General features: G+C 64.5%; 18 protein-coding genes. 9 read left to right on the top strand and 9 right to left on the bottom strand.

All coding sequences use genetic code 11. The annotated features are described in order from the left end of the window. Nucleotides 1-6: 6 nt before the first annotated feature. The 4 genes from gatB (at nt 7) to CAG33_RS11155 (ending at nt 3,461) form a co-directional block, all read left to right on the top strand. Nucleotides 7-1,452, top strand: coding sequence for an Asp-tRNA(Asn)/Glu-tRNA(Gln) amidotransferase subunit GatB (gene gatB / locus CAG33_RS11170; protein WP_085578560.1), 1,446 nt, complete (start codon nt 7-9; stop codon nt 1,450-1,452). Nucleotides 1,453-1,601: 149 nt separating this feature from the next. Beyond that, a complete protein-coding gene (locus CAG33_RS11165; protein WP_085578558.1) occupies nt 1,602-1,976 on the top strand; it encodes a septal ring lytic transglycosylase RlpA family protein in 375 nt (124 codons plus the stop codon). Nucleotides 1,977-2,022: 46 nt separating this feature from the next. Beyond that, entirely contained in the window at nt 2,023-3,084 is a 1,062-nt protein-coding gene (locus CAG33_RS11160; protein ID WP_085631712.1) for a calcium/sodium antiporter, read from the top strand. Next, a complete protein-coding gene (locus CAG33_RS11155) occupies nt 3,081-3,461 on the top strand; it encodes a carboxymuconolactone decarboxylase family protein (RefSeq protein WP_085578554.1) in 381 nt (126 codons plus the stop codon). Before CAG33_RS11160 ends, CAG33_RS11155 begins: the two co-directional genes overlap by 4 nt. A gap of 163 nt (nt 3,462-3,624) precedes the next feature. On the opposite strand, the gene CAG33_RS11150 is transcribed toward CAG33_RS11155, so the two are convergent. The 5 genes from CAG33_RS11150 to kdgD all read right to left on the bottom strand — a co-directional run bounded on the left by CAG33_RS11150 (nt 3,625) and on the right by kdgD (nt 10,249). After that, a complete protein-coding gene (locus CAG33_RS11150) occupies nt 3,625-4,566 on the bottom strand; it encodes an AEC family transporter (RefSeq protein ID WP_085631716.1) in 942 nt (313 codons plus the stop codon). 239 nt (nt 4,567-4,805) lie between these two features. Next, nucleotides 4,806-6,359, bottom strand: a complete 1,554-nt coding sequence (garD, locus tag CAG33_RS11145; protein ID WP_085638405.1) for a galactarate dehydratase — start codon at nt 6,357-6,359, stop codon at nt 4,806-4,808. Nucleotides 6,360-6,370: 11 nt separating this feature from the next. Beyond that, on the bottom strand, nt 6,371-7,735 hold the full coding sequence (locus tag CAG33_RS11140; RefSeq protein ID WP_085578548.1) for an MFS transporter: 1,365 nt from the start codon (nt 7,733-7,735) through the stop codon (nt 6,371-6,373). A gap of 100 nt (nt 7,736-7,835) precedes the next feature. Further along, a complete protein-coding gene (locus tag CAG33_RS11135; protein WP_085631720.1) occupies nt 7,836-9,275 on the bottom strand; it encodes an aldehyde dehydrogenase family protein in 1,440 nt (479 codons plus the stop codon). Nucleotides 9,276-9,337: 62 nt separating this feature from the next. After that, nucleotides 9,338-10,249, bottom strand: coding sequence for a 5-dehydro-4-deoxyglucarate dehydratase (kdgD, locus tag CAG33_RS11130; RefSeq protein ID WP_085578543.1), 912 nt, complete (start codon nt 10,247-10,249; stop codon nt 9,338-9,340). 234 nt (nt 10,250-10,483) lie between these two features. Between kdgD and CAG33_RS11125 the strand changes: the two genes are divergently transcribed. Further along, on the top strand, nt 10,484-11,788 hold the full coding sequence (locus tag CAG33_RS11125) for a phospholipase (RefSeq protein ID WP_085638401.1): 1,305 nt from the start codon (nt 10,484-10,486) through the stop codon (nt 11,786-11,788). A gap of 11 nt (nt 11,789-11,799) precedes the next feature. Next, nucleotides 11,800-11,991, top strand: a complete 192-nt coding sequence (locus tag CAG33_RS11120) for a hypothetical protein (protein ID WP_085638398.1) — start codon at nt 11,800-11,802, stop codon at nt 11,989-11,991. A gap of 248 nt (nt 11,992-12,239) precedes the next feature. On the opposite strand, the gene CAG33_RS11115 is transcribed toward CAG33_RS11120, so the two are convergent. The 4 genes from CAG33_RS11115 to CAG33_RS11100 form a co-directional block, all read right to left on the bottom strand. Then, nucleotides 12,240-12,989 (bottom strand): FadR/GntR family transcriptional regulator, encoded by a 750-nt coding sequence (locus CAG33_RS11115; protein WP_085578890.1) that lies wholly within the window; start codon nt 12,987-12,989, stop codon nt 12,240-12,242. A 140-nt stretch (nt 12,990-13,129) separates the two neighbouring features. Further along, nucleotides 13,130-14,857 (bottom strand): ABC transporter ATP-binding protein/permease, encoded by a 1,728-nt coding sequence (locus CAG33_RS11110; protein WP_085638395.1) that lies wholly within the window; start codon nt 14,855-14,857, stop codon nt 13,130-13,132. A 95-nt stretch (nt 14,858-14,952) separates the two neighbouring features. Beyond that, entirely contained in the window at nt 14,953-15,516 is a 564-nt protein-coding gene (locus CAG33_RS11105) for a response regulator transcription factor (protein ID WP_085578535.1), read from the bottom strand. Then, nucleotides 15,513-16,772: an ATP-binding protein gene (locus CAG33_RS11100; protein ID WP_085578533.1), complete on the bottom strand. Its 1,260-nt coding sequence runs from the start codon at nt 16,770-16,772 to the stop codon at nt 15,513-15,515. Before CAG33_RS11100 ends, CAG33_RS11105 begins: the two co-directional genes overlap by 4 nt. Nucleotides 16,773-17,008: 236 nt before the next feature. On the opposite strand from CAG33_RS11100, the gene CAG33_RS11095 reads away from it, so the two are divergent. The 3 genes from CAG33_RS11095 to CAG33_RS11085 all read left to right on the top strand — a co-directional run bounded on the left by CAG33_RS11095 (nt 17,009) and on the right by CAG33_RS11085 (nt 21,858). Next, a complete protein-coding gene (locus CAG33_RS11095; protein WP_085578530.1) occupies nt 17,009-17,725 on the top strand; it encodes an SIMPL domain-containing protein in 717 nt (238 codons plus the stop codon). Between the two features lie 607 nt (nt 17,726-18,332). Next, entirely contained in the window at nt 18,333-19,958 is a 1,626-nt protein-coding gene (locus tag CAG33_RS11090; RefSeq protein ID WP_085578528.1) for an ABC transporter substrate-binding protein, read from the top strand. 301 nt (nt 19,959-20,259) lie between these two features. Beyond that, nucleotides 20,260-21,858 (top strand): ABC transporter substrate-binding protein, encoded by a 1,599-nt coding sequence (locus CAG33_RS11085; RefSeq protein WP_085578526.1) that lies wholly within the window; start codon nt 20,260-20,262, stop codon nt 21,856-21,858. Nucleotides 21,859-21,866 lie beyond the last annotated feature (8 nt).

Below are 21,866 nucleotides of genomic sequence, written 5' to 3'. Positions count from 1 at the left end.
ACGCACATGCAATGGGAAGTCGTGATCGGGCTGGAGATTCACACCCAGCTCACCACCCGGTCGAAAATCTTTTCCGGTAGTTCCACCACCTTCGGTTCCGAACCGAACACCCAGGCCAGCCTGATCGACCTGGGCATGCCCGGCGTGCTGCCGGTGCTCAACCAGGAAGCCGTGCGCATGGCCGTGATGTTCGGCCAGGCGATCGACGCCGAGATCGGCCGGCACAACGTGTTCGCCCGCAAGAACTACTTCTATCCGGACCTGCCCAAGGGCTACCAGATCAGCCAGATGGACCTGCCGATCGTCGGCAAGGGCCACCTGGACATCGCCCTGGAGGACGGCACGGTCAAGCGCGTCGGCATCACCCGCGCCCACCTTGAGGAAGACGCCGGCAAGAGCCTGCACGAAGAGTTCGGCGGCGCCACCGGCATCGACCTGAACCGCGCCGGCACGCCGCTGCTGGAGATCGTCTCCGAGCCGGACATGCGCAGCGCCAAGGAAGCCGTGGCCTACGTCAAGGCGATCCACGCGCTGGTGCGCTACCTGGGCATCTGCGACGGCAACATGGCCGAAGGCTCGCTGCGCTGCGACTGCAACGTGTCGATCCGCCCCAAAGGCCAGGCCGAGTTCGGCACCCGCTGCGAGATCAAGAACGTCAACTCGTTCCGCTTCATCGAGAAGGCGATCAACTCCGAGATCCAGCGCCAGATCGACCTGATCGAAGACGGCGGCAAGGTGATCCAGCAGACCCGCCTCTACGACCCGAACAAGGACGAGACCCGTCCGATGCGCAGCAAGGAGGAAGCCAACGACTACCGTTACTTCCCCGATCCGGACCTGCTGCCGGTGGTCATCGAGCAAGCCTACCTGGACGAGGTGCGCGCCACCCTGCCGGAACTGCCGCCGCAGAAGCGCGAGCGCTTCCAGAGCCAGTTCGGCCTGTCGGCCTACGACGCCAACGTGCTGGCCACCAGCCGCGAGCAGGCGGACTACTTCGAACAGGTCGCGGGCATCAGCGGCGACGCCAAGCTGGCGGCGAACTGGGTGATGGTCGAGCTGGGCAGCCTGCTCAACAAGCAAGGCCTGGACATCGAGCAGTCGCCGGTCTCGGCCGAGCTGCTGGGCGGCATGCTGCAGCGCATCAAGGACAACACCATCTCCGGCAAGATCGCCAAGGTGGTGTTCGAGGCGATGGCCAACGGTGAAGGCAGCGCGGACGAGATCATCGACAAGCGCGGCCTCAAGCAAGTGACCGACACTGGCGCGATCTCCGCGGTGCTGGACGAAATGCTCGCCGCCAACGCCGAGCAGGTCGAGCAGTACCGTGCGGCGGACGAAGCCAAGCGCGGCAAGATGTTCGGCTTCTTCGTCGGCCAGGCCATGAAGGCGTCCAAGGGCAAGGCCAACCCGCAGCAAGTGAACGAACTGCTCAAAAGCAAGCTCGAAGGCTGACCACAATGGAGCCGGATTCCAATCTAGGCTCCAATCCCTGTGGGAGCCCGCCTGCTGGCGATGACGGTCTGACATTCAGCCACCGGTTGTCTGTCGTTGCGCAATCGCCGGCGAGCGGGCTCCCGCAACTGTTTTCGGGAACCCTTCGAATGAAGCGCCTGCTCTTGAGTTGCGCCCTGCTTTCCCTGCTGGCCGGTTGCGCCAGCTCCGGCACCATCGACCCGCACGGGTACGACCAGACCGGCGTCGCCTCCTATTACGGCGCCAAGCACCACGGCAAACGCACCGCCAGCGGTGAGCCGTTCAACCAGAATGCCTTGACCGCCGCCCACCGCCAGTTGCCGTTCGGCACGCGGGTGAAGGTCACCAACCTGAAAAACGACAGATCCTGCGTCGTGCGCATCAACGACCGCGGCCCGCACACCCGCGGGCGCCTGATCGACCTCTCGCGCGAAGCCGCGCAGCGCCTGGGCATGATCGGCAGCGGCACCGCCCGGGTACGGGTGCAGGCCCTCGAAGACTGATGGAGCGCCGACCATTTTCGCCTTAGCCGAGCTGCCCCTGATCAGCGTGATCGAACTGCTCAGCGGACTGATCCTGCTGATCGCCGGCGCCGAACTGATGGTGCGCGCCGCCGTCCGCCTGGCCACGCGCCTGCACGTGCGCCCGCTGATCATCGGCCTGACCCTCGTCGCCCTCGGCAGCAGCGCTCCGCAGATGGCGGTCAGCCTGCAGGCCGCGCTGACGCACAACCCCGACATCGCCGTCGGCAGCGTGGTCGGCGCCAGCATCTTCAACATCCTCGTCACCCTGGGCCTGTCGGCGCTGATCATCCCGTTGCGGGTGTCGCGGCAACTGGTGCGCCTGGACATTCCGCTGATGATCGGCGCCAGCCTGCTGGTGTTCGCGCTGGCCTGGAACAAGGAACTGGGGCACATCGACGGCCTTGTGCTGCTGGGCGCCCTGGCGCTGTACCTCGGCCTGCTCAAGCGCCAGTCGCGGCACTCGGCGCGACCGCACGCCGAACACCCGCAGGATCCGCAGGCCTCATGGGCCGTCAGCGTGCTGATGATCGTCGGCGGCCTGACCCTGCTGGTGTTCGCCGGGCGCCTGTTGCTGGGCGCCGCCGTGGCGGTGGCCACCGACCTGGGGTTCTCCGAGCGGATCATCGGCCTGACCGTGGTGGCGGTCGGCACCTCGCTGCCGGAGCTCGCCACCTCGCTGATCGCCGCCCTGCGCGGGCAGCGCGACATCGCCGTGGGCAACGTGATCGGCGCCAACCTGTTCAACCTGCTGGGCGTGCTGGGCTTCACCGCGCTGGTGTCGCCGACGCCGCTGTCGGTGTCGCCCAACGCGCTGGACTTCGACCTGCCGGTGATGCTCGGCGTCGCCGTGCTGTGCCTGCCGGTGTTCTATTCCGGCTACCGGGTGACCCGCGCCGAAGGCCTGTTGCTGCTCGGCCTCTATCTGGCCTACGGGCTGCACTTGCTGTCGTTCACCACCGGCATGCCGCTGGCGGGCAAGCTGGAGCGGTTGATGCTGTTTTATGTGCTGCCGACGCTGCTGGCGTTTCTGTTTTTCACGTCCGTGCGCGCCTGGCGCCGCCAACACCACAAGAGGGATGTGCCATGACCGATTCGAAGAAGACCGGGGTAGAGATCCGCCGCCAGGTGATGGGCGATGCGTTCGTCGACCGCGCCCTGGGCAACGCCACCGAATTCACCCAGCCGCTGCAGGACTTCGTCAACGAACACGCCTGGGGCGGCGTGTGGAACCGCGAAGGCCTGCCGCTCAAGACCCGCAGCCTGATCACCCTCGCCGCGCTGACGGCGCTCAAGTGCCCGCAGGAACTGAAGGGCCACGTGCGCGGCGCGCTGAACAACGGCTGCACCGTGGAGGAAATCCGCGAGGCGCTGCTGCACTGCGCGGTGTATGCCGGCGTGCCGGCGGCGATCGATGCGTTCCGGGCGGCGCAGGAAGTGATCGACACTTACCAGAAACCTGAGTGAGTTTCCCGGCGCCTGATCGGGCGCCATCGCAGGCAAGTCGAATCGTCGCACCGCAGCTCCCACAGGGTTTTGTGTTGCCAATGTGATTGCATTCACACCGCAGAACCCTGTGGGAGCTGGCTTGCCAGCGATGAGGCCCCCGAGGACACCGTCAACCCGCAGGTCAGATCCACCCGCCCCACTGCAAAAAGAAGATCCCGATGTTGGTGGTCACCGCCGCCATCAAGGTGGTCATGACGATGATCGCCGCCGCCAGCTCATGGTTGCCCTGCGCCGCCCGGGCCATGACGAAACTGGCTGCGGCGGTGGGGCTGCCGAAGTACAGAAACAGAATCCCCAGCTCCGCCCCGCGAAAACCCCACAGCCAGGCGCCGAGCGTCGCCAGCACCGGCAGGCCGACCATCTTCACCAGGCTGGAGCTGAGCGCCATGTTGCCGCTCTTGCGCAGCGCCGCCAGCGACAGCGTGCCGCCGATGCAGATCAGCGCCAGCGGCAAGGTGGTCTGCGCCAGGTACTGGCCGGAGGTCTCCAGCCAGCCGGGCAAGGCAATCTTGAAGTAGGCGAACGGCGCCGCCGCGATCACGCTGATGATCAGCGGGTTGCTGACCACGCTTTTGCAGATGCTCCACGGGTCGGACTTGATCACCGGGCTGTACACCGCCAGCACGATGGTCGAGAGGGTGTTGTAGAACAGGATCACCAGCGCCGCGAGGATCGCCCCGAGGGAGATGCCGTAGTCGCCGTACATGCTCGCCGCCAGCGCCAGGCCGATGACCCCGTTGTTGCCGCGAAACGCCCCCTGGGTGTAGATGCCGCGATCCTCGCGCGGGCACTTGAGGATCGCCCAGCCCCAGGCCGCCGCGAAGCTGGCCAGCGTGGCGATGGCGAAATAGATCAGCAGCGCCGGTTGCAGGGCGGCGTGCAGGTCGGCATGGAGGATGCCCAGAAACAGCAGCGCCGGCATGGTGACGTTGAACACCAGGGCCGACGCGGTGTGGATGAAGTTGTCGTTGATCCAGTCGATGCGCTTGAGCAGCACACCCAGAAACAGCATGGCAAACACCGGCGCGGTGATGTTCAGGGTTTCGAGGAAAATGGCCAGCATGCCGGGGAACCTTGGATGGGTGTCGTTAGGGGGCTAATGATAAGCCACAAGTCCTCCGGCGTCTGTCGGTCCGCTTCGCAGACAAGCCCGCTCCCACCCTGTTTTGCGCGAGATCGCAAACGGTGGGAGCCAGCCTGCTGGCGATGACGCCCGTCCAGGCGCCGCTGGACAGGAGCGAACCGCCGGCAATCCATGTCCCGGTGGAAGCGGGCCTGCCCGCAATGAACGATGACACGGCCTCAGGTGATCGGCGCCGGGTTGAACAGGGTGATGTCGTTGTGCAGCTTGTGCTTCTCCGCCCAGGTCTGCTGCTTGCCGCTCGCCACCTCCAGGTAGTAATGGAACAGCTCCCAGCCCAGCTCCTCGATGGACGCACGCCCGGTGGCGATCCGCCCGGCGTCGATGTCGATCAGGTCCGGCCAGCGCTGCGCCAGCTCGGTGCGGGTCGAGACCTTCACCACCGGCGCCATGGCCAGCCCGTAAGGCGTGCCCCGACCGGTGGTGAACACATGCAGGTTCATCCCCGCCGCCAGTTGCAGCGTGCCGCAGACGAAGTCGCTGGCCGGGGTCGCGCAGAAGATCAGCCCCTTGTGCTTGAACCGCTCGCCGGGGCCGAGCACGCCGCTGATGGCACTGCCGCCGGACTTGACGATGGAGCCCAGGGACTTCTCGACGATGTTCGACAGCCCGCCCTTCTTGTTGCCCGGCGTGGTGTTGGCGCTGCGGTCCGCCTCGCCCTTGGCCAGGTAGCGGTCGTACCAGTCCATCTCGCGCACCAGTTCCTCGGCGACGGTCTTGGTCTGCGCCCGGGAGGTGAGCAGGTAGATCGCGTCGCGCACTTCGGTGACTTCGGAGAACATCACCGTCGCCCCGGCCCGCAGCAGCAAGTCCGAAGCGTACCCCAGCGCCGGGTTGGCGGTGATGCCGGAAAACGCATCGCTGCCGCCGCACTGCATGCCGAGGATCAGCTCCGAAGCCGGCACGGTTTCCCGGCGGCGCTGGTCGAGTTTCTTCAGGCGGGTCTCGGCCAGCTCCATGATCTGCTCGACCATTTCGGTGAAGCCGTGGCTGGCATCCTGCAAGCGGTACAGCCATGGCTCGCTCAGATCCACCGAGGCGTCGTCCTCGTGCATCACCTGCCCGGCCTGCAGTTTCTCGCAGCCCAGGCTGATCACCAGCGCTTCGCCACCCAGGTTCGGGTTGCGCGCCAGGTTGCGCACGGTGCGGATCGGGATGTACGCGTCCGTGGCGGTGATGGCCACGCCGCAACCATAGCTGTGGGTCAGCGCCACCACGTCATCGACGTGGGGATACTTGGGCAGCAGTTCCTCTTTGATCTTCTTGACCGCGTGATCCAGCACCCCGGTGACGCACTGCACCGTGGTGGTGATGCCGAGTATGTTGCGCGTGCCGACGGTGCCGTCGGCGTTGCGGTAGCCCTCGAAGGTATAGCCTTCCAGCGGCGCCTGGGCATCCGGCACGTCGGTGGACAGCGGCAGGCTGTCCAGCGGCGGCGCGGTCGGCATGCGCAGTTGATCTTCCTTGACCCAACTGCCGCGCGGGATCGGCTGCAACGCGTAGCCGATGATCTGACCGTAACGGATCACCTGTCCGCCCTCGGGAATGTCCTCCACGGCGACCTTGTGGCTCTGCGGCACGAAATCCACCGTGACCAGGCCCTCGGCGAATTCGGTGCCGGCCGGCACGCCCTGGTCGTTGACCACGACCACGACGTTGTCCCGCTCGTGCAGGCGGATGTAGCGCGGCGAGTCGGAATGTTCAATCAACTGCATGGCGCCGCTCCTCAGGAATGCGCTTGGGACAATTTGCCGGTGGCTTCGGATCCGCCGTTGGTCGGCGGCTCCTTGAGCACCACACGCTTGATCGGGCCGACGATCACCAGGTAGCTGAACACCGCGACCAGTGCGTTGGCGCCGACGAACACCAGCGCCCACTTGAACGAGCCGGTGGAGCTGATGATGTAGCCGATGACGATCGGCGTGGTGATCGAGGCGATGTTGCCGAAGGTGTTGAACAGGCCACCGCTCAGGCCGGCGATCTGCTTGGGCGAAGTGTCGGAGACCACCGCCCAGCCCAGCGCGCCGACGCCCTTGCCGAAGAATGCCAGGGCCATGAAGCCGACCACCATCCATTCCACCTCGACGTAGTTGCAGGCCACGATGCTGCTGGACACCAGCAGGCCGGCGATGATCGGCGCCTTGCGGGCGAAGGTCAGCGAATGGCCCTTGCGCAGCAGCCAGTCGGAAATCACCCCGCCGAGCACGCCGCCGATGAAGCCGCAGATCGCCGGCAACGAGGCGATGAAACCGGCCTTGAGGATGGTCATGCCGCGTTCCTGCACCAGGTACACCGGGAACCAGGTCAGGAAGAAGTAGGTGATGCCGTTGATGCAGTACTGGCCCAGGTACACGCCCAGCATCATGCGGTTGGTCAGCAACTGGCGGATGTAGTCCCATTTCGGCCCGTCGGCCCGCTTGCCCTGCTTCTGGTCCATGTCGACCATGCCGCCGTTGTCGGCGATGAACTTCACTTCCGCCTCGTTGGCCATCGGGTGCTGGCGCGGGCTGTGGATGATTTTCAGCCAGACCAGCGAGAACGCGATGCCCAGGATGCCCATGACGATGAACACGTGTTCCCAGCCGAAGGTGAACACGATCCAGCCCATCAGCGGCGCGAACAGCACGGTGGCGAAATACTGCGCCGAGTTGAAGATCGCCGACGCGGTGCCGCGCTCGGCCGTCGGGAACCACGCCGCGACGATGCGCGCGTTGCCGGGGAACGACGGCGCCTCGGCCAGCCCCACCAGAAAGCGCAGCATGAACAGCGCCACCACGGCGGTGGACAGGCCGAACTCACCGACGAAGCCTTGCAGCACGGTGAACAGCGACCAGGTGAAGATGCTCAGGGCGTAGACCTTTTTCGAGCCGAAGCGGTCGAGCAGCCAGCCGCCGGGAATCTGGCCGGCCACATAGGCCCAGCCGAACGCGGAGAAGATGTAGCCGAGGGTGACCGCGTCGATGCCCAGGTCCTTTTGCAGGCTGGAGCCGGCGATCGCGATGGTGGCCCGGTCGGCGTAGTTGATCGTGGTCACCAGAAACAGCATGAGCAGGATCAGATAGCGGACGTGAGTCGGCTTGGAGGATTGCATGCAGATGTACTCCCACTGATTGTTTTTATGCGCGGGTGAATCTTTTCTTTGGTCTGTCTTGTGGGAGCCGGCAAGCCGGCTCCCACCGGTATTGCCTGTATCAGGAACCGATGTAGCTGGTCTTCACGACCGTGTAGAACTCTTGCGCGTAACGGCCTTGCTCACGTGAGCCATAGGATGAACCCTTACGGCCCCCGAACGGAACGTGGTAGTCCACGCCGGCGGTCGGCAGGTTGACCATCACCATCCCGGCCTGGGAGTGGCGCTTGAAGTGGTTGGCGTACTTGAGCGAGGTGGTGGCGATGCCCGCCGAAAGGCCGAACTCGGTGTCGTTGGCCATGGCCAGCGCCGCCTCGTAGTCGGCCACGCGGACGACGTTGGCCACCGGGCCGAAGATCTCTTCGCGGCTGACGCGCATCGACGCGTCGCTGTCGGCGAACAGCGTCGGCGCCAGGAAGTAGCCCTCGGTGTCGCAGGTCACCAGGCCGCCGCCGCTGACCAGCCGAGCCCCTTCGGACTGGCCGATGTCGATGTACTTCAGGTCCTGCTCAAGCTGGGCCTGGGACACCACAGGACCGATGTCGGTGCCGGTCTTCAGCGCATGGCCGACCTTGATCGACTTCATGCGTTCGGCCATCGCCTCTACGAACTTGTCGTGGATGCCCTCGGTGACGATCAGGCGGCTGGAGGCCGTGCAGCGCTGGCCGGTGGAGTAGAACGCGCTCTGCACCGACAGCTCGACCGCCTGCTTGAGGTCGGCGTCGTCGAGGATGATCTGCGGGTTCTTGCCGCCCATCTCCAGTTGCACCTTGGCCTGGCGCGACACGCAGTTGACCGCGATCTGGCGGCCCACGCCCACGGAACCGGTGAAGCTGATGCCGTCGACCTTCGGGCTGTTGACCAGCGCTTCGCCGACGACGCGGCCGCTGCCCATCACCAGGTTGAACACCCCGGCGGGGAAACCTGCGCGGGAGATGATTTCGGCCAGGGCCCAGGCGCAGCCCGGCACCAGGTCGGCCGGCTTGAGCACCACGCAGTTGCCGTAGGCCAGGGCCGGGGCGATCTTCCAGGCCGGGATGGCGATCGGGAAGTTCCACGGAGTGATCAGGCCGACCACGCCCAGGGCTTCGCGGGTGACTTCGACGTTGACGCCCGGACGCACCGACGGCACATAGTCGCCGGACAGGCGCAGGCACTCGCCGGCGAAGAACTTGAAGATGTTGCCGGCGCGGCTGACTTCGCCGATGGCTTCGGGCAGGGTCTTGCCCTCTTCCCGGGCCAGCAGGATGCCCAGCTCTTCGCGGCGGGCGAGGATCTCGCTGCCGACCTTGTCCAGCGCATCGTGGCGGGCCTGGATGCCCGAGACCGACCAGGCCGGGAACGCGGCGCGGGCCGCGTCGATGGCGGCGTGGACCTGGGTCACGTCAGCCTTGGCGTAGTCGCCGATGGCGTCGCTCAGTTCGGACGGGTTGATGTTGACCGAGTAGTCGGTGCCGGCGACCCACTCGCCGTTGATGTAGTTGTCGTAGCGCTTTGTCACGAGTCGTTCTCCTCACGCAAAAGGCCGCTGATCGCTCAGCGGCCCCGATTCAGTCGCGGATGTTATTGCGCACCTTGCTTGTCGATCAGCGCGGCGAGCATTTCGTACTCTTCGCCGGTCAGGTCGGTCAGCGGCGCGCGCACAGGACCTGCGTCGTAGCCGGCGATCCTGGCGCCGGCCTTGACGATGCTCACGGCGTAGCCGGCCTTGCGGTTGCGGATGTCCAGGTACGGCAGGAAGAAATCGTCGATGAGCTTGCCGACGGTGGCGTGATCCTCACGGGCGATGGCGTGGTAGAAGTCCATCGCGGTCTTGGGGATGAAGTTGAACACCGCCGACGAGTAGACCGGCACGCCCAGTGCCTTGTAGGCCGCGGCATAGACTTCGGCGGTCGGCAGGCCGCCCAGGTAGCTGAAGCGGTCGCCGAGGCGGCGGCGGATCGACACCATCAGTTCGATGTCGCCCAGGCCGTCCTTGTAGCCGATCAGGTTCGGGCAGCGTTCGGCCAGGCGTTCCAGCAGCGGCGCGTTCAGGCGGCAGACGTTGCGGTTGTAGACCACCACGCCGATGTTCACGGATTTGCACACGGCCTCGACATGGGCGGCGACGCCGTCCTGGCTGGCTTCGGTCAGGTAGTGCGGCAGCAGCAGCAAGCCCTTGGCGCCCAGGCGCTCGGCCTCTTGCGCGTATTCGATGGCCTGGCGGGTCGAGCCGCCGACGCCGGCCAGGATCGGCACACTGCTCGAGCAGGTGTCGACGGCGGTCTTGATGATTTCCGAGTATTCGCTGGCGGCCAGGGAGAAGAACTCACCGGTGCCGCCGGCGGCGAACAGGGCCGAAGCGCCATACGGTGCCAGCCATTCCAGGCGTTTGATGTAGCCCGCGCGGTTGAAATCGCCCTGGGCGTTGAAATCGGTGACCGGGAACGACAGCAGGCCGGCGGAGAGGATGGACTTCAGTTCTTGTGGATTCATTGTTCGAACACCCTGTAGCAACGTTTTTTGTGAGTGGACTGTTCAGCCTTGGCCGAAGTTGTAGGTCATCGTACAACTTAAAAGACAACCGTCAACTGCATTTCATCGCTGTGGGGCATTTTTTGTCGGACAAGGTCGTTTCTTGACGTGGGAGGTTTCTCGGCTAGGCTCGTTTTAGCTGTATATCCATACAGCTAAATAAGAACCGACCGACGACATATCAAGGAGAAAGAAATGTCCGGACTCGTACCGAAACCGCAGGAAAGACCCACGCCGACCGTGGCCCGTCTCGACGACCTGTTCACCGAACACGGTATCCCCTTCCACCCTGACGAGCCGCACCTGCTGCTGCACATCGCCGATGCCCACAGCGACGTCGCAGCGTCCCCCGCCGCCGCAGGCAAAGCCCTCAAAGGCAAGCCACCGCTGAGGTTCGAGGGCGCCGAACACACCGCCATCGGCGACGGCACCCGGCTGCGCTTCTCGGAAAACGCCGAACCGGTGCCCGCTCACAGCGTGCCGCTGCACTTGCCCAACGGCCTGGCCCTCACCTACGGCCAGGTGATCTCGCTGGGCGGCGACTTCTACGGCGTGGCGGACCGGCCGATCAATGAAGGCGCCAGCGCAGCGGAGCGTCAGCAGCGCTTCAGCGCCGCGTTCGACACCCTCGCCGTGACCCCGGCCTCCCGGGCCGAGGCGGCGCAGATCCTGGCGGTGATGCAGAAGGAAATCGACGCGGTCAAACAGGCGATCAAGGACGGCAAGCCGCCCCACGAAGCCTACGACGCGTTGGGAGATACGTTGTCGGAAGAGTGGAACAAGATCACCGGCGGCGGCAGCTTCATTTCGGCGCTGATTCCGCTGGGACGCTACCTGAAACTGGCCGCGAACAACGCCGACCACTTCGCCGAATGGGCCAGGGCCGCCTACATCGCCGGGCACACCGTCGCGTTGCAGGCCGCTGCGGCGGCTCACGCAGGCCAAGATGAACGACAGCTGGAACGGGCCTACGCCATGAACGCGTTCGCCGACCATTACCTCACCGACCTGTTCTCCGCCGGCCACCTGCGGGTGCCGCGCAAGGCCATGGCCGCCGTGGTGACGCCGAGCGACCTGGGCTCGCTGGTCAGCCGCTTCATGCACGACGAAGACAGCCGGTTCGGCCTCAAGGTGCGCAACAGCCGCGGCGAGCAATGGCGCGCCTTCGGCGACAAGCGCTACTTCGCGGCCGCCGACAACGACAACCGTCAGCAGGTCAACCAGGCGGTGCAAGCGTCGGCGGACGAGGTCTTCGCCGCCTACGCCAGCGGCAGCGTGCCGGCCGCCTCCGGTTTCGCCGCGCTGCAACGGCTCCCCGACCTGACGGCGGTGCTGGACCTGAAGAGCAACTACTCGCCGCTGTTCCGCCTGGAGAACGGCAAGGTGCTGCGGCGCAAGGACGTGAACAACCTCAACGACACCGCCACCGTCGACGACTGGTGGGGCTGGAGCACTTACCTGCTGCTCAAGAACTATCAACCGACCGGCAACACGAATTGAGGCACGCTGCGATGACGATCAGATTGAAACTGGAACTGGCTTCGGGCCAATCGATGCAAGGGGCGCCGCTGGAACTGCTGGCCGATGGACGGCCGGTGGCACGGGGGGTTGTGGATAAACAGGGGTATGCGGTGTTCGAGACCGGGCCTGTGAAAGGGGCATTGGCGGTCCGGGTGGACCGTTCGATCCTGCCGGCAGGCTGATGCCTTTGCGCTGAAGGCACCGGCCTATCGCGAGCAGGCTCGCTCCCACCGGGGTCGGTGCGCAACCCAAAACTGTGTGAGCCAGCCCTCTGGCGATGGCGGTCTGTCTGGCGCATCGAGGTCGGATGGGCCGCCGTCATCGCAAGCAAGCTTGCTCCCACAGGGTTCTGCAGTGACCACAGATTCTGCATCCACCCAAGCTTCACTGTGGGAGCCAGCCTGCTGGCGATGGCGGTGGGGCTACCCCGTCAGTTGCCCTGCGCCTGCGCCTCCTCGTGGGCCTGGCGCAGCCGCTCGCGGCTGTTGGTCAGGTGCAGGCGCATGGCCGCCCGGGCGGCGTCGGCGTCCTGGCGGGCGATCGCTTCATAGATCTCTTCGTGCTCGCGGCTCAGGCGATTCATGTAGTGCTGCTGATCGTCGTGGGCCAGGCGCGCGGAGTTCAGGCGGGTGCGCGGAATGATGCTGGTGCCCAGGTGGGTCATGATGTCGGTGAAGTAGCGGTTGCCGGTGGCCAGTGCGATCTGCAGATGGAACTGGAAGTCCGAGGCCACCGCATCGCTGGCGTGGGCCACGCTTTCGTTCAGGGCATCGAGGGCGGCGCGCATGGCCGCCAGTTGCTCGGGATTGCGGCGCTGGGCGGCCAGGCCGGCGGATTCGACTTCCAGGCTGATGCGAAACTCCAGGATCGCCAGCACGTCACGCAAGGTGACCACCGTGGCCGGGTCGATGCGAAAGCCGCTCGGGCTCGGCGTGTCGAGCACAAAGGTGCCGATGCCGTGGCGGGTCTCCACCTGGCCTGCGGCCTGCAAGCGGGAAATCGCCTCGCGCACCACCGTGCGGCTGACGCCATGGGCCTCCATGATCGCCGACTCGGTGGGCAACTTGTCGCCGCGCTTGAGCAGGCCGTCGCGGATCTGCTCGGTCAGCACCGTCACCAGTTCCTGGGCCAGGCTGCGGCGCTTGCGCGGAAGGCGCGGGGTGTCGATCGGGGTTTGCATGGTCTGCGTCTTGTCTCGAAGGTCGGCTTGGCGGGCATCATAGCGCAAGCGGGTTGTACGATCACTGCCGGCTCGCATTGCCCCTGCGGGAGCCGACCTGCCGGCGATGGCGTCGGCCGCTCCCACGGGGGCTTCGCTGACTAGGCGGTGACGGCCTGCTCAACGAGATGGCCGCTGTCGATCCGCACATGCCTTGGGTGGAAACGCTTGAGGCTGCTGCGGTGACCGACGCTGACGATGCTCAGCCCCGGCAAGCGGTCGATCAGCGCCTGATACAGGTTCGCTTCGTCTTCTTCGTCCATCGCCGACGTGGCCTCGTCCATATACAGCCACTGCGGCGCGTACAGCAGCGCACGGGCGAAGGCCAGGCGTTGCTGCTCGCCCGGCGAGAGCATGCGCTGCCAGTGGTTGGCCTCGTCCAGACGCGCCGCCAGGTGCGGCAGGCGGCAGATGTCCAGCACTTCCTGATAGCGCTCCGGCGCATAGGTGTCGCCCGGTTGCGGATAGCTCAGCGCATCGCGCAGGGTGCCGATCGGCAGGTAGGGTTTCTGCGGCAGGAACAGGTAGCGCGCCGCCGGCAGACGGATACTCCCGTGCCCCGCCGGCCAAAGGTGCCCCATCGCCCGCAGCAGGGTGGACTTGCCGCTGCCGGAGCGACCGCTGAGCATCACCCGCTCGCCGGCGTCGACCGTCATGTCGGCGCTGGTCAGCAGGTGACGGCCGTCGGCCAGGTCCAGCCCGAGGTTGTGCACTTTCAGTTCACTGCCCTGGTTCTGCACGTCGATGGCCGGCGCACGCTCTTCGTTGTCGGTCATCGCCTGACGGAAGCTCAGCAGACGGTCACAGGTGGCGCGCCAGGCGGCCAGGTCCGCATACGCGCTGATGAACCAACTGAAGTTCTCCTGCACGTTGCCGAAGGCCGAGTTGATCTGCATCAGCTCACCCAGCTCGATCTTGCCGGCCAGATAACGCGGCGCGGCGACGATGAACGGGAAGATGATCGCGATCTGGCCGTAGCCGGAGGTGAAGAACGTCAGGCGCTTGGACACCCGCATGATGTCCCAGAAGTTGTGCCAGACCAGACCGAAGCGGTTGCTCAACCGACGGTTCTCATTGGGCTCGCCGTTGTACAGGGCAATGCTCTCGGCGTTCTCGCGCACCCGCACCATGGAGAAACGCAGGTCGGCCTCGAAGCGTTGCTGTTGGTTGTTCAGGCCGATCAGGCGACGGCCGATCAGGTGCGTCAGCCAACTGCCGACGGCGGCGTACAGCAGTGCGCACCAGAACATGTAGCCGGGGATCTCGACGCCGAACACTTCGATGCTGCCGGACACGCCCCACAGAATGATCGAGAACGACACCAGGCTGACCACGGTGCGGATCAGCCCCAGGCCCAGGCTCAGGGTGTTGGCGGTGAAGGTATTGAGGTCTTCGGAAATCCGTTGGTCAGGGTTGTCGGTGTAGCCGCCCTGCTCCAAGTGGTAATAGTTCTTGTGGCCGAGCCAGCGCTTGAAGTGGTTTTCGGTCAGCCATGCCCGCCAGCGGATGGTCAGCATCTGCGTCAGGTACAGCCGATACACGGCGCCGAGGATCGCCACCGTGGCAATCCCGCAGAAATACAGGATCAACTGCCAGAACGCCGCCTCATCCTTTTTCTGCAGGGCGTTGTAGAAATCCTTGTACCAACTGTTGATCCACACCGAAATCGCCACGCTGAACAGCGACAGCGCGATCACGGCGATCAGCAGCGTCCAGGCCTTGCCCTTCTCTTCGCTGCGCCAGTAAGGCGTGGTCATCGCCCACACTTTGCGGAAAAACTGCCCGCGCACGGCATCGTTGACCGCGGAATATTCAGCGTTCTGATTCATGGATAAGGCTCGATAGAGAAAAGAACAGACACGCACCGATCATAGTAGATCGGTGCGTTTCATCGCGAGCGGGGCGATGGCCGTTCAGCGCAGGTTCAGCGACGGACCGGGCGCTTCTGCAGCTTGCGCTGCAAGGTGCGGCGGTGCATGCCCAGGGCGCGGGCGGTGGCGGAGATGTTGCCTTCGTGCTCGGTCAGCACGCGCTGGATGTGCTCCCATTGCAGGCGATCCACCGACATCGGGTTTTCCGGCACCAGGCTGTCGAGGTCCGCGTGTTCGGACAGCAGCGCCGCCAGCACGTCATCGGCGTCCGCCGGTTTGCACAGGTAGTTGCAGGCGCCGCGTTTGATCGCCTCGACCGCCGTGGCGATGCTCGAGTAGCCGGTGAGGATCACCACGCGCATCTCCGGATCCAGCTCCAGCAGCTTGGGCAGCAGCACCAGACCGGAGTCGCCGTCCATCTTCAGATCCAGCGCGGCGTAGTCCGGCAGGTCCTGCTGGGCGAGGGCCAGGCCCTCTTCGGCGGAGCCGGCGGTGCTGACGCGAAAGCCGCGGCGGGCCATGGCGCGGGCCATCACCCGGGTGAAGGTCGCGTCGTCGTCGACCAGCAGCAGATGCGGCAGCTCTTCGCCTTCGGTTTGGATTTCTTCGTCACTCATAGTTGGTCTCCTCGGGCGCCGTGGGGCAAGCGCAGCTCGGTGAGCGTGCCGCCTTCCTCATGACTATAGAGTTTCACGGAGCCGCCGGCGCGGGTCACGCTGGCCTTGCTCAAGAACAGGCCCAGGCCGAAGCCCTTGCCCTTGGTGGTAAAAAACGGTTTGCCGATCTGCTCGGCGATGGCCAGCGGCACGCCGGCGCCGTGGTCGCGGATACTGATGGTCAGGTCTTCGGCGGTCCAGTCCAGGGTCACCTGAAGGTTTTCCGGACAGGCGTCGGCGGCGTTGTTGAGCAGGTTCAGCAGCGCCTGGGTCAGGTCCGGCGGCGGCGCGATGCGCGGCAGCGTGCCCTGGCCCAGGCGCTGGAAACGGTAGCTGGCTTCGGGGCGCATCAGGTGCCAGCGGTTCAGGGCTTCGTCCAGCCAGTCGGTGACGTCCTGCATCTGCACCGCCATCCGCCGGTTGGCCTCGGCGGCGCGCACCAGTTGCTGCAGGGTCTCCTTGCACAGCTTGACCTGATCCTTGAGCACTTTCAGGTCGTCCTGAAGCATCGGGTCGTGATGGTCCTGCTGCATCTCGTTGAGCAGCACGCTCATGGTCGCCAGCGGCGTGCCCAGCTCATGGGCCGCGCCGGCCGCCTGGGTCGCGACGGCCAGCAGTTGCTGATCGCGCAGGCCTTCTTCGCGGCGGATCGCGCGCAGTTCTTCCTGGCGGCGCAGCTCTTCGGCCATCCGTGCGGCAAAGAACGTGATGACGGCGGCGGCCAGGGCGAAGCTCAGCCACATGCCGTAGATCTGCAGGTTCTCCCGGGCGACCGGCAGGGTCTCCAGCGGATAGAAATGGGTCAGCATCAAGGTGTACAGGGCCAGGGCGATGCCGGACAGGATCACCGAGTAGCGCCACGGCAGCGTCACCGCCGCGATGGTCAACGGCACCAGGTAATAGGACACGAACGGGTTGGTCGAACCGCCGGAGAAATACAGCAAGGCGCTGTGGATAAACAGGTCGCAGGCCAGCTGCAGCGCATACTCAAGCTCGGTGACCGGCCACGAGGTGCGCAGGCGCACGGCGGTGAACGTGCACAGCAGGATCGAACAGCCCAGGGTCATCACCAGTTGCACCCACGGCAACGGCAACAGTTGCAGCCAGTAGGCCAGGCCCACGGAGCCGGCCTGGGCGGCGAGCACCAGAATGCGTATGAACGTCAGGCGCCAGAGGTTCTGGCGGGTGGCGGAAGTCAGTTGTACGGGGGCGAGCATGAGCTCTCCTGATGAGCGCTCCAGGCGGATCGCACGGAGTATACCGAAGCGGCGCGCCCGAGAGTCGAAAGTGCGGCAAACGACCACATGGCGCAAACGGGAAATTGATCTAAGACAAGTGGAGCGGGCCATCTGTATAGAAGTTGTAACTGGGCGAACCGCGCCGACAGGGCTAGAGTCTGATGGTTTCACGCAGGCCCCCGAACCATCGCCTGCGCCCCCATCAAGGAGCCTTCATGCACACATTCCGCCGCAGCGCCGCCCTTCTCGCCCTGACCGTCGGCAGCGTCGCCAGCCTTCCGGCCCTGGCCGCCGACGAGCTGCACTACAACCAGATTTCCCTGCGCGCCGAAGTCAGCCAGGAAGTGGCCCGCGACCTGATGATCGTGACCCTCTACACCGAAGAGCAGAACACCGACCCGGCCAAGCTCGCCGCCGACGTCAGCACCACCATGAACAAGGCGCTGGCCCAGGCCAAGCAGGTCAAGGACGTCACCCTGCGCCAGGGCAGCCGCAACAGCTACCCGATCTACGACACCAAGGGCCAGAAGATCACCGGCTGGCGCGAGCGCGCCGAACTGCGCCTGGAAAGCGCCGACTTCGCCGCCCTGTCCAAGCTCACCGGCGAACTGCTGGGCGAGCTGAAGATGGGCGGCATGGACTTCGCCATTGCCGACGCCACCCGCAAGGCCAGCGAAGACAAGCTGCTCAAGGAAGCCGTGAGCGCGTTCAAGGCCCGCGCCCAACTGGCCACCGATGCACTGGGCGGCAAGGGCTACAAGATCGTCAACCTGAACCTCAACAGCAACGGCTACCCGCAGCCGTACCTGCGCGCGCCGATGATGATGAAGGCGGCCGGCATGGACGCAGCGCCGGTGACCCCGGAAGTCGAAGCCGGCACCAGCCAGGTCGGCATGACGGCGGACGGGTCGATTGAAGTGCTGATGCAGTGATCTGATCCGTGAACGGAAACCGGCGATCGGCAGCGACCGCCGGTTTTTTTGTGCCTGCCGACCGTGCCAATGCGCACGGTCGGCAGTGTCTTCACTGACGCCATCGCCAGCAGGCTGGCTCCCACATGATCTGCATCGCGCACAAGTTCCCGTGGGAGCCAGCCTGCTGGCGATGGCGTCCGACAGGGCGCCCAATGACCCATACACCACAGAAACCCGGCGCTACCAAAAGAAGCACCAGTTGCACCTGGTGAAACTCCGCCCTTCCCTGCGATCCAGACGCCTTGCGTCCGATACGCGCCGGCCTGCCCCGAAGCGTCCCGCAAACCGCCGGTATAAATAGGTAACACCCGGCCCCATTGCGGAGCGGCTGCACCCGCCAATGCACCGTTTTAGAGCGCTCCGTGCACCGTAAAAACCACCCGCAAACGGTCAAATGCGTCAAAACTTACACCAATGCGACATTAAGGTACGTTCGTGCCACCGTTTGACGCCTGCCGTCGCTCTGCATCTTGCATTGGGTATGGGGCCTGCATAAGTATCCGCAGGCACGACTCACGAGGTCGTACCTCAATATCAAAAAATGACAACAAATCATGAGGCCAACATGCTTAAACACGCGGTCATTCCGTTTTTAGTCGGCGCAGGCATGCTTGCCTCCGCACCTTTCGCTTCCGCTGCGACTAACCTGGTGTTCTGCTCCGAAGGCAGCCCGGCCGGTTTCGACCCAGGCCAATACACCACCGGAACCGACTTCGACGCCTCGGCCGAGACCATGTTCAACCGCCTGACCCAGTTCGAGCGCGGCGGCACCGCCGTGATTCCTGGCCTTGCGACCAAATGGGACATTTCCGACGACGGCCTGACCTACACCTTCCACCTGCGTGAAGGCGTCAAGTTCCACACCACCCCGTATTTCAAGCCGACTCGTGAGTTCAACGCGGACGACGTGCTGTTCACCTTCAACCGCATGATCAACAAGGACGACCCTTTCCGTAAGGCGTATCCGACCGAATTCCCGTACTTCACCGACATGGGGATGGACACCAACATCACCAAGGTCGAGAAAGTCGACGACCACACCGTCAAGTTCACCCTCAAGGAAGTGGACGCCGCGTTCATCCAGAACCTGGCGATGAGCTTCGCCTCGATCCAGTCCGGCGAATACGCCGCCCAGCTGCTCAAGGAAGGCAAGGCCGCCGACATCAACCAGAAACCGGTCGGCACCGGCCCGTTCGTGTTCAAGAGCTACCAGAAAGACTCGAACATCCGCTACACCGGCAACAAGGACTACTGGAAACCGGATGACGTGAAGATCGACAACCTGATCTTCGCCATCACCACCGACCCGTCGGTGCGCATCCAGAAGCTGAAGAAGAACGAGTGCCAGATCACCCTCTTCCCACGTCCGGCCGACCTGGCCGCGCTGAAGGCCGATCCGGCGCTGAAGATGCCTGACCAGGCCGGCTTCAACCTGGGCTACATCGCCTACAACGTGATGGACAAGGTCAAGGGCAGCAACGACGCGAACCCGCTGGCCAACCTCAAGGTCCGTCAGGCGCTGGACATGGCGGTCAACAAGCCGCAGATCATCGACTCCGTTTACCAGGGCGCCGGTCAACTGGCCGTCAACGCCATGCCGCCGACCCAGTGGTCCTACGACACCACCATCAAGGACGCCAAGTACGATCCAGAGAAAGCCAAGGAGCTGCTCAAGGAAGCCGGCGTCAAGGAAGGCACCGAGATCGTCCTGTGGGCGATGCCGGTACAGCGTCCGTACAACCCGAACGCCAAGCTGATGGCCGAAATGCTCCAGTCCGACTGGAAGAAGATCGGCCTGAACGTGAAGATCGTCAGCTACGAGTGGGGCGAGTACATCAAGCGCTCCAAGGGCGGCGAGAACCAGGCGATGATCATCGGCTGGAGCGGCGACAACGGTGACCCCGACAACTGGCTGAACGTGCTGTTCGGCTGCGACTCGCTCAGCGGCAACAACTTCTCCAAATGGTGCGACAAGAAGTTTGACGGCCTCGTGAAGGAAGCCAAGCGCACCACCGACCAGGCCAAGCGCACCGAACTGTACAAACAGGCGCAACACGTCCTCAAAGATGCTGTGCCAATGACACCTATCGCTCACTCGACGGTGTATCAACCCATGCGCGCCAACGTGCAGGACTTCAAGATCAGCCCATTCGGCTTGAACTCCTTCTACGGCGTCAGCGTCAGCAAGTAAGAAACGGCAGCGGCGACGTATTCAGCGTCGCCGCTGCTTTTTTCTGCCGAGAAGCCAGGAATTTGCCTACATCCGTTTCCACTGGGTCTGACCATAGTGGTTTAGGACGCGTTGCCTTTTCCTACGAGTCTTTAGGACTCAGCGCATTTACTGCCAGCCCCACGGCCCCTACCGTCGGGTGCTGACCAGTGATCGCGCGGGCCATCGGTTTGTTGCCCGTACTGGTTTGAGCCCGATGCGGCCGCCAGATCCCCGGACGGGATCGCGCGCATCGGAACACACGACAATAAGAGGGAGCGTCATGCGCCATTCCTTGGTTTTTTCCGCATTGCTGGGCGCCGGCCTGTTGGCCGCCTCATCCGCCAGCCTCGCCGCCGGCAACAGCCTGGTGTTCTGCTCCGAAGGCAGCCCGGCCGGCTTCGACACCGCGCAGTACACGACGGCCACCGACAACGACGCCGCCGAGCCGCTGTACAACCGCCTCGCCGAATTCGAGAAAGGCGCGACCAACGTCGTACCTGGCCTGGCGACCCGTTGGGAAATCTCCGAAGATGGCCTGAAATACACCTTCCACCTGCGTGAAGGCGTGAAATTTCATACAACGCCGTACTTCAAGCCCACCCGCAATTTCAACGCCGACGACGTGCTGTTCACCTTCAACCGCATGCTCGATCCGCAGCAGCCTTTCCGTAAGGCTTATCCGACAGAATTCCCGTACTTCAACGGGATGAGCCTGAACAAGAACATCGCCAAGGTCGAGAAGACCGGGCCGCTGACCGTGGTCATGACACTCAACACCGTCGACGCCGCGTTCATCCAGAACATCGCCATGAGCTTCGCCGCCATCCTGTCCGCCGAGTACGCCGACAAGCTGCTGGCCGAAGGCAAGCCGAGCGACATCAACCAGAAGCCGGTCGGCACCGGGCCGTACGTGTTCAAGAGCTACCAGAAAGACTCGAACATCCGCTACACCGGCAACAAGCACTACTGGGATCCGAGCCGGGTCAAGCTCGACAACCTGATCTTCGCGATCAACACCGATGCCTCGGTGCGGGTGCAGAAGCTCAAGGCCAACGAGTGCCAGGTCACCCTGCATCCGCGCCCGGCCGACGTCGAAGCGCTGAAGAACGATCCCAAGCTGCAACTGATCACCAAGCCGGGCTTCAACCTCGGCTACATCGCCTACAACACCCGCCACAAGCCGTTCGACCAGCTCGAAGTGCGCCAGGCGCTGGACATGGCGGTGAACAAGCCGGCGATCCTCAACGCCGTGTACCAGGGCGCCGGCCAACTGGCGGTCAACGCCATGCCGCCGACCCAGTGGTCCTACGACGATTCGATCAAGGACGCCGCCTACGACCCGGAAAAGGCCAAGGCACTGCTCAAGGCCGCCGGCGTCAAGGAAGGCACCGAGATCACCCTGTGGGCGATGCCCGTGCAGCGCCCCTACAACCCCAACGCCAAGCTGATGGCCGAGATGCTCCAGGCCGACTGGGCGAAGATCGGCCTGAAGGTGAAGATCGTCAGCTACGAATGGGGCGAGTACATCAAGCGCACCAAGAACGGCGAGCACGACATCAGCCTGATCGGCTGGACCGGCGACAACGGCGACCCCGACAACTGGCTCGGCACGCTGTACAGCTGCGACGCCATCGGCGGCAACAACTACTCCATGTGGTGCGATCCGGCCTACGACAAGCTGATCAAGGAAGCCAAGGTCGTCACCGACCGCGACCAGCGCACCGTGCTCTACAAACAGGCCCAGCAGTTGCTCAAGCAGCAAGTGCCGATCACACCTGTCGCCCACTCGACGGTCAACCAGCCGTTGAGCGCCAAAGTCGAAGGATTCAAGGTCAGCCCCTTCGGCCGCAACGTGTTCTCGGGTGTCAGCATCGATTAAACACAAAA

The sequence above is a fragment of the Pseudomonas sp. B3(2017) genome, assembly GCF_002113595.1.
GTDB classification, from domain to species: Bacteria; Pseudomonadota; Gammaproteobacteria; order Pseudomonadales; family Pseudomonadaceae; genus Aquipseudomonas; species Aquipseudomonas ekonensis.
This window is presented reverse-complemented; position numbering and strand designations above follow the sequence as displayed.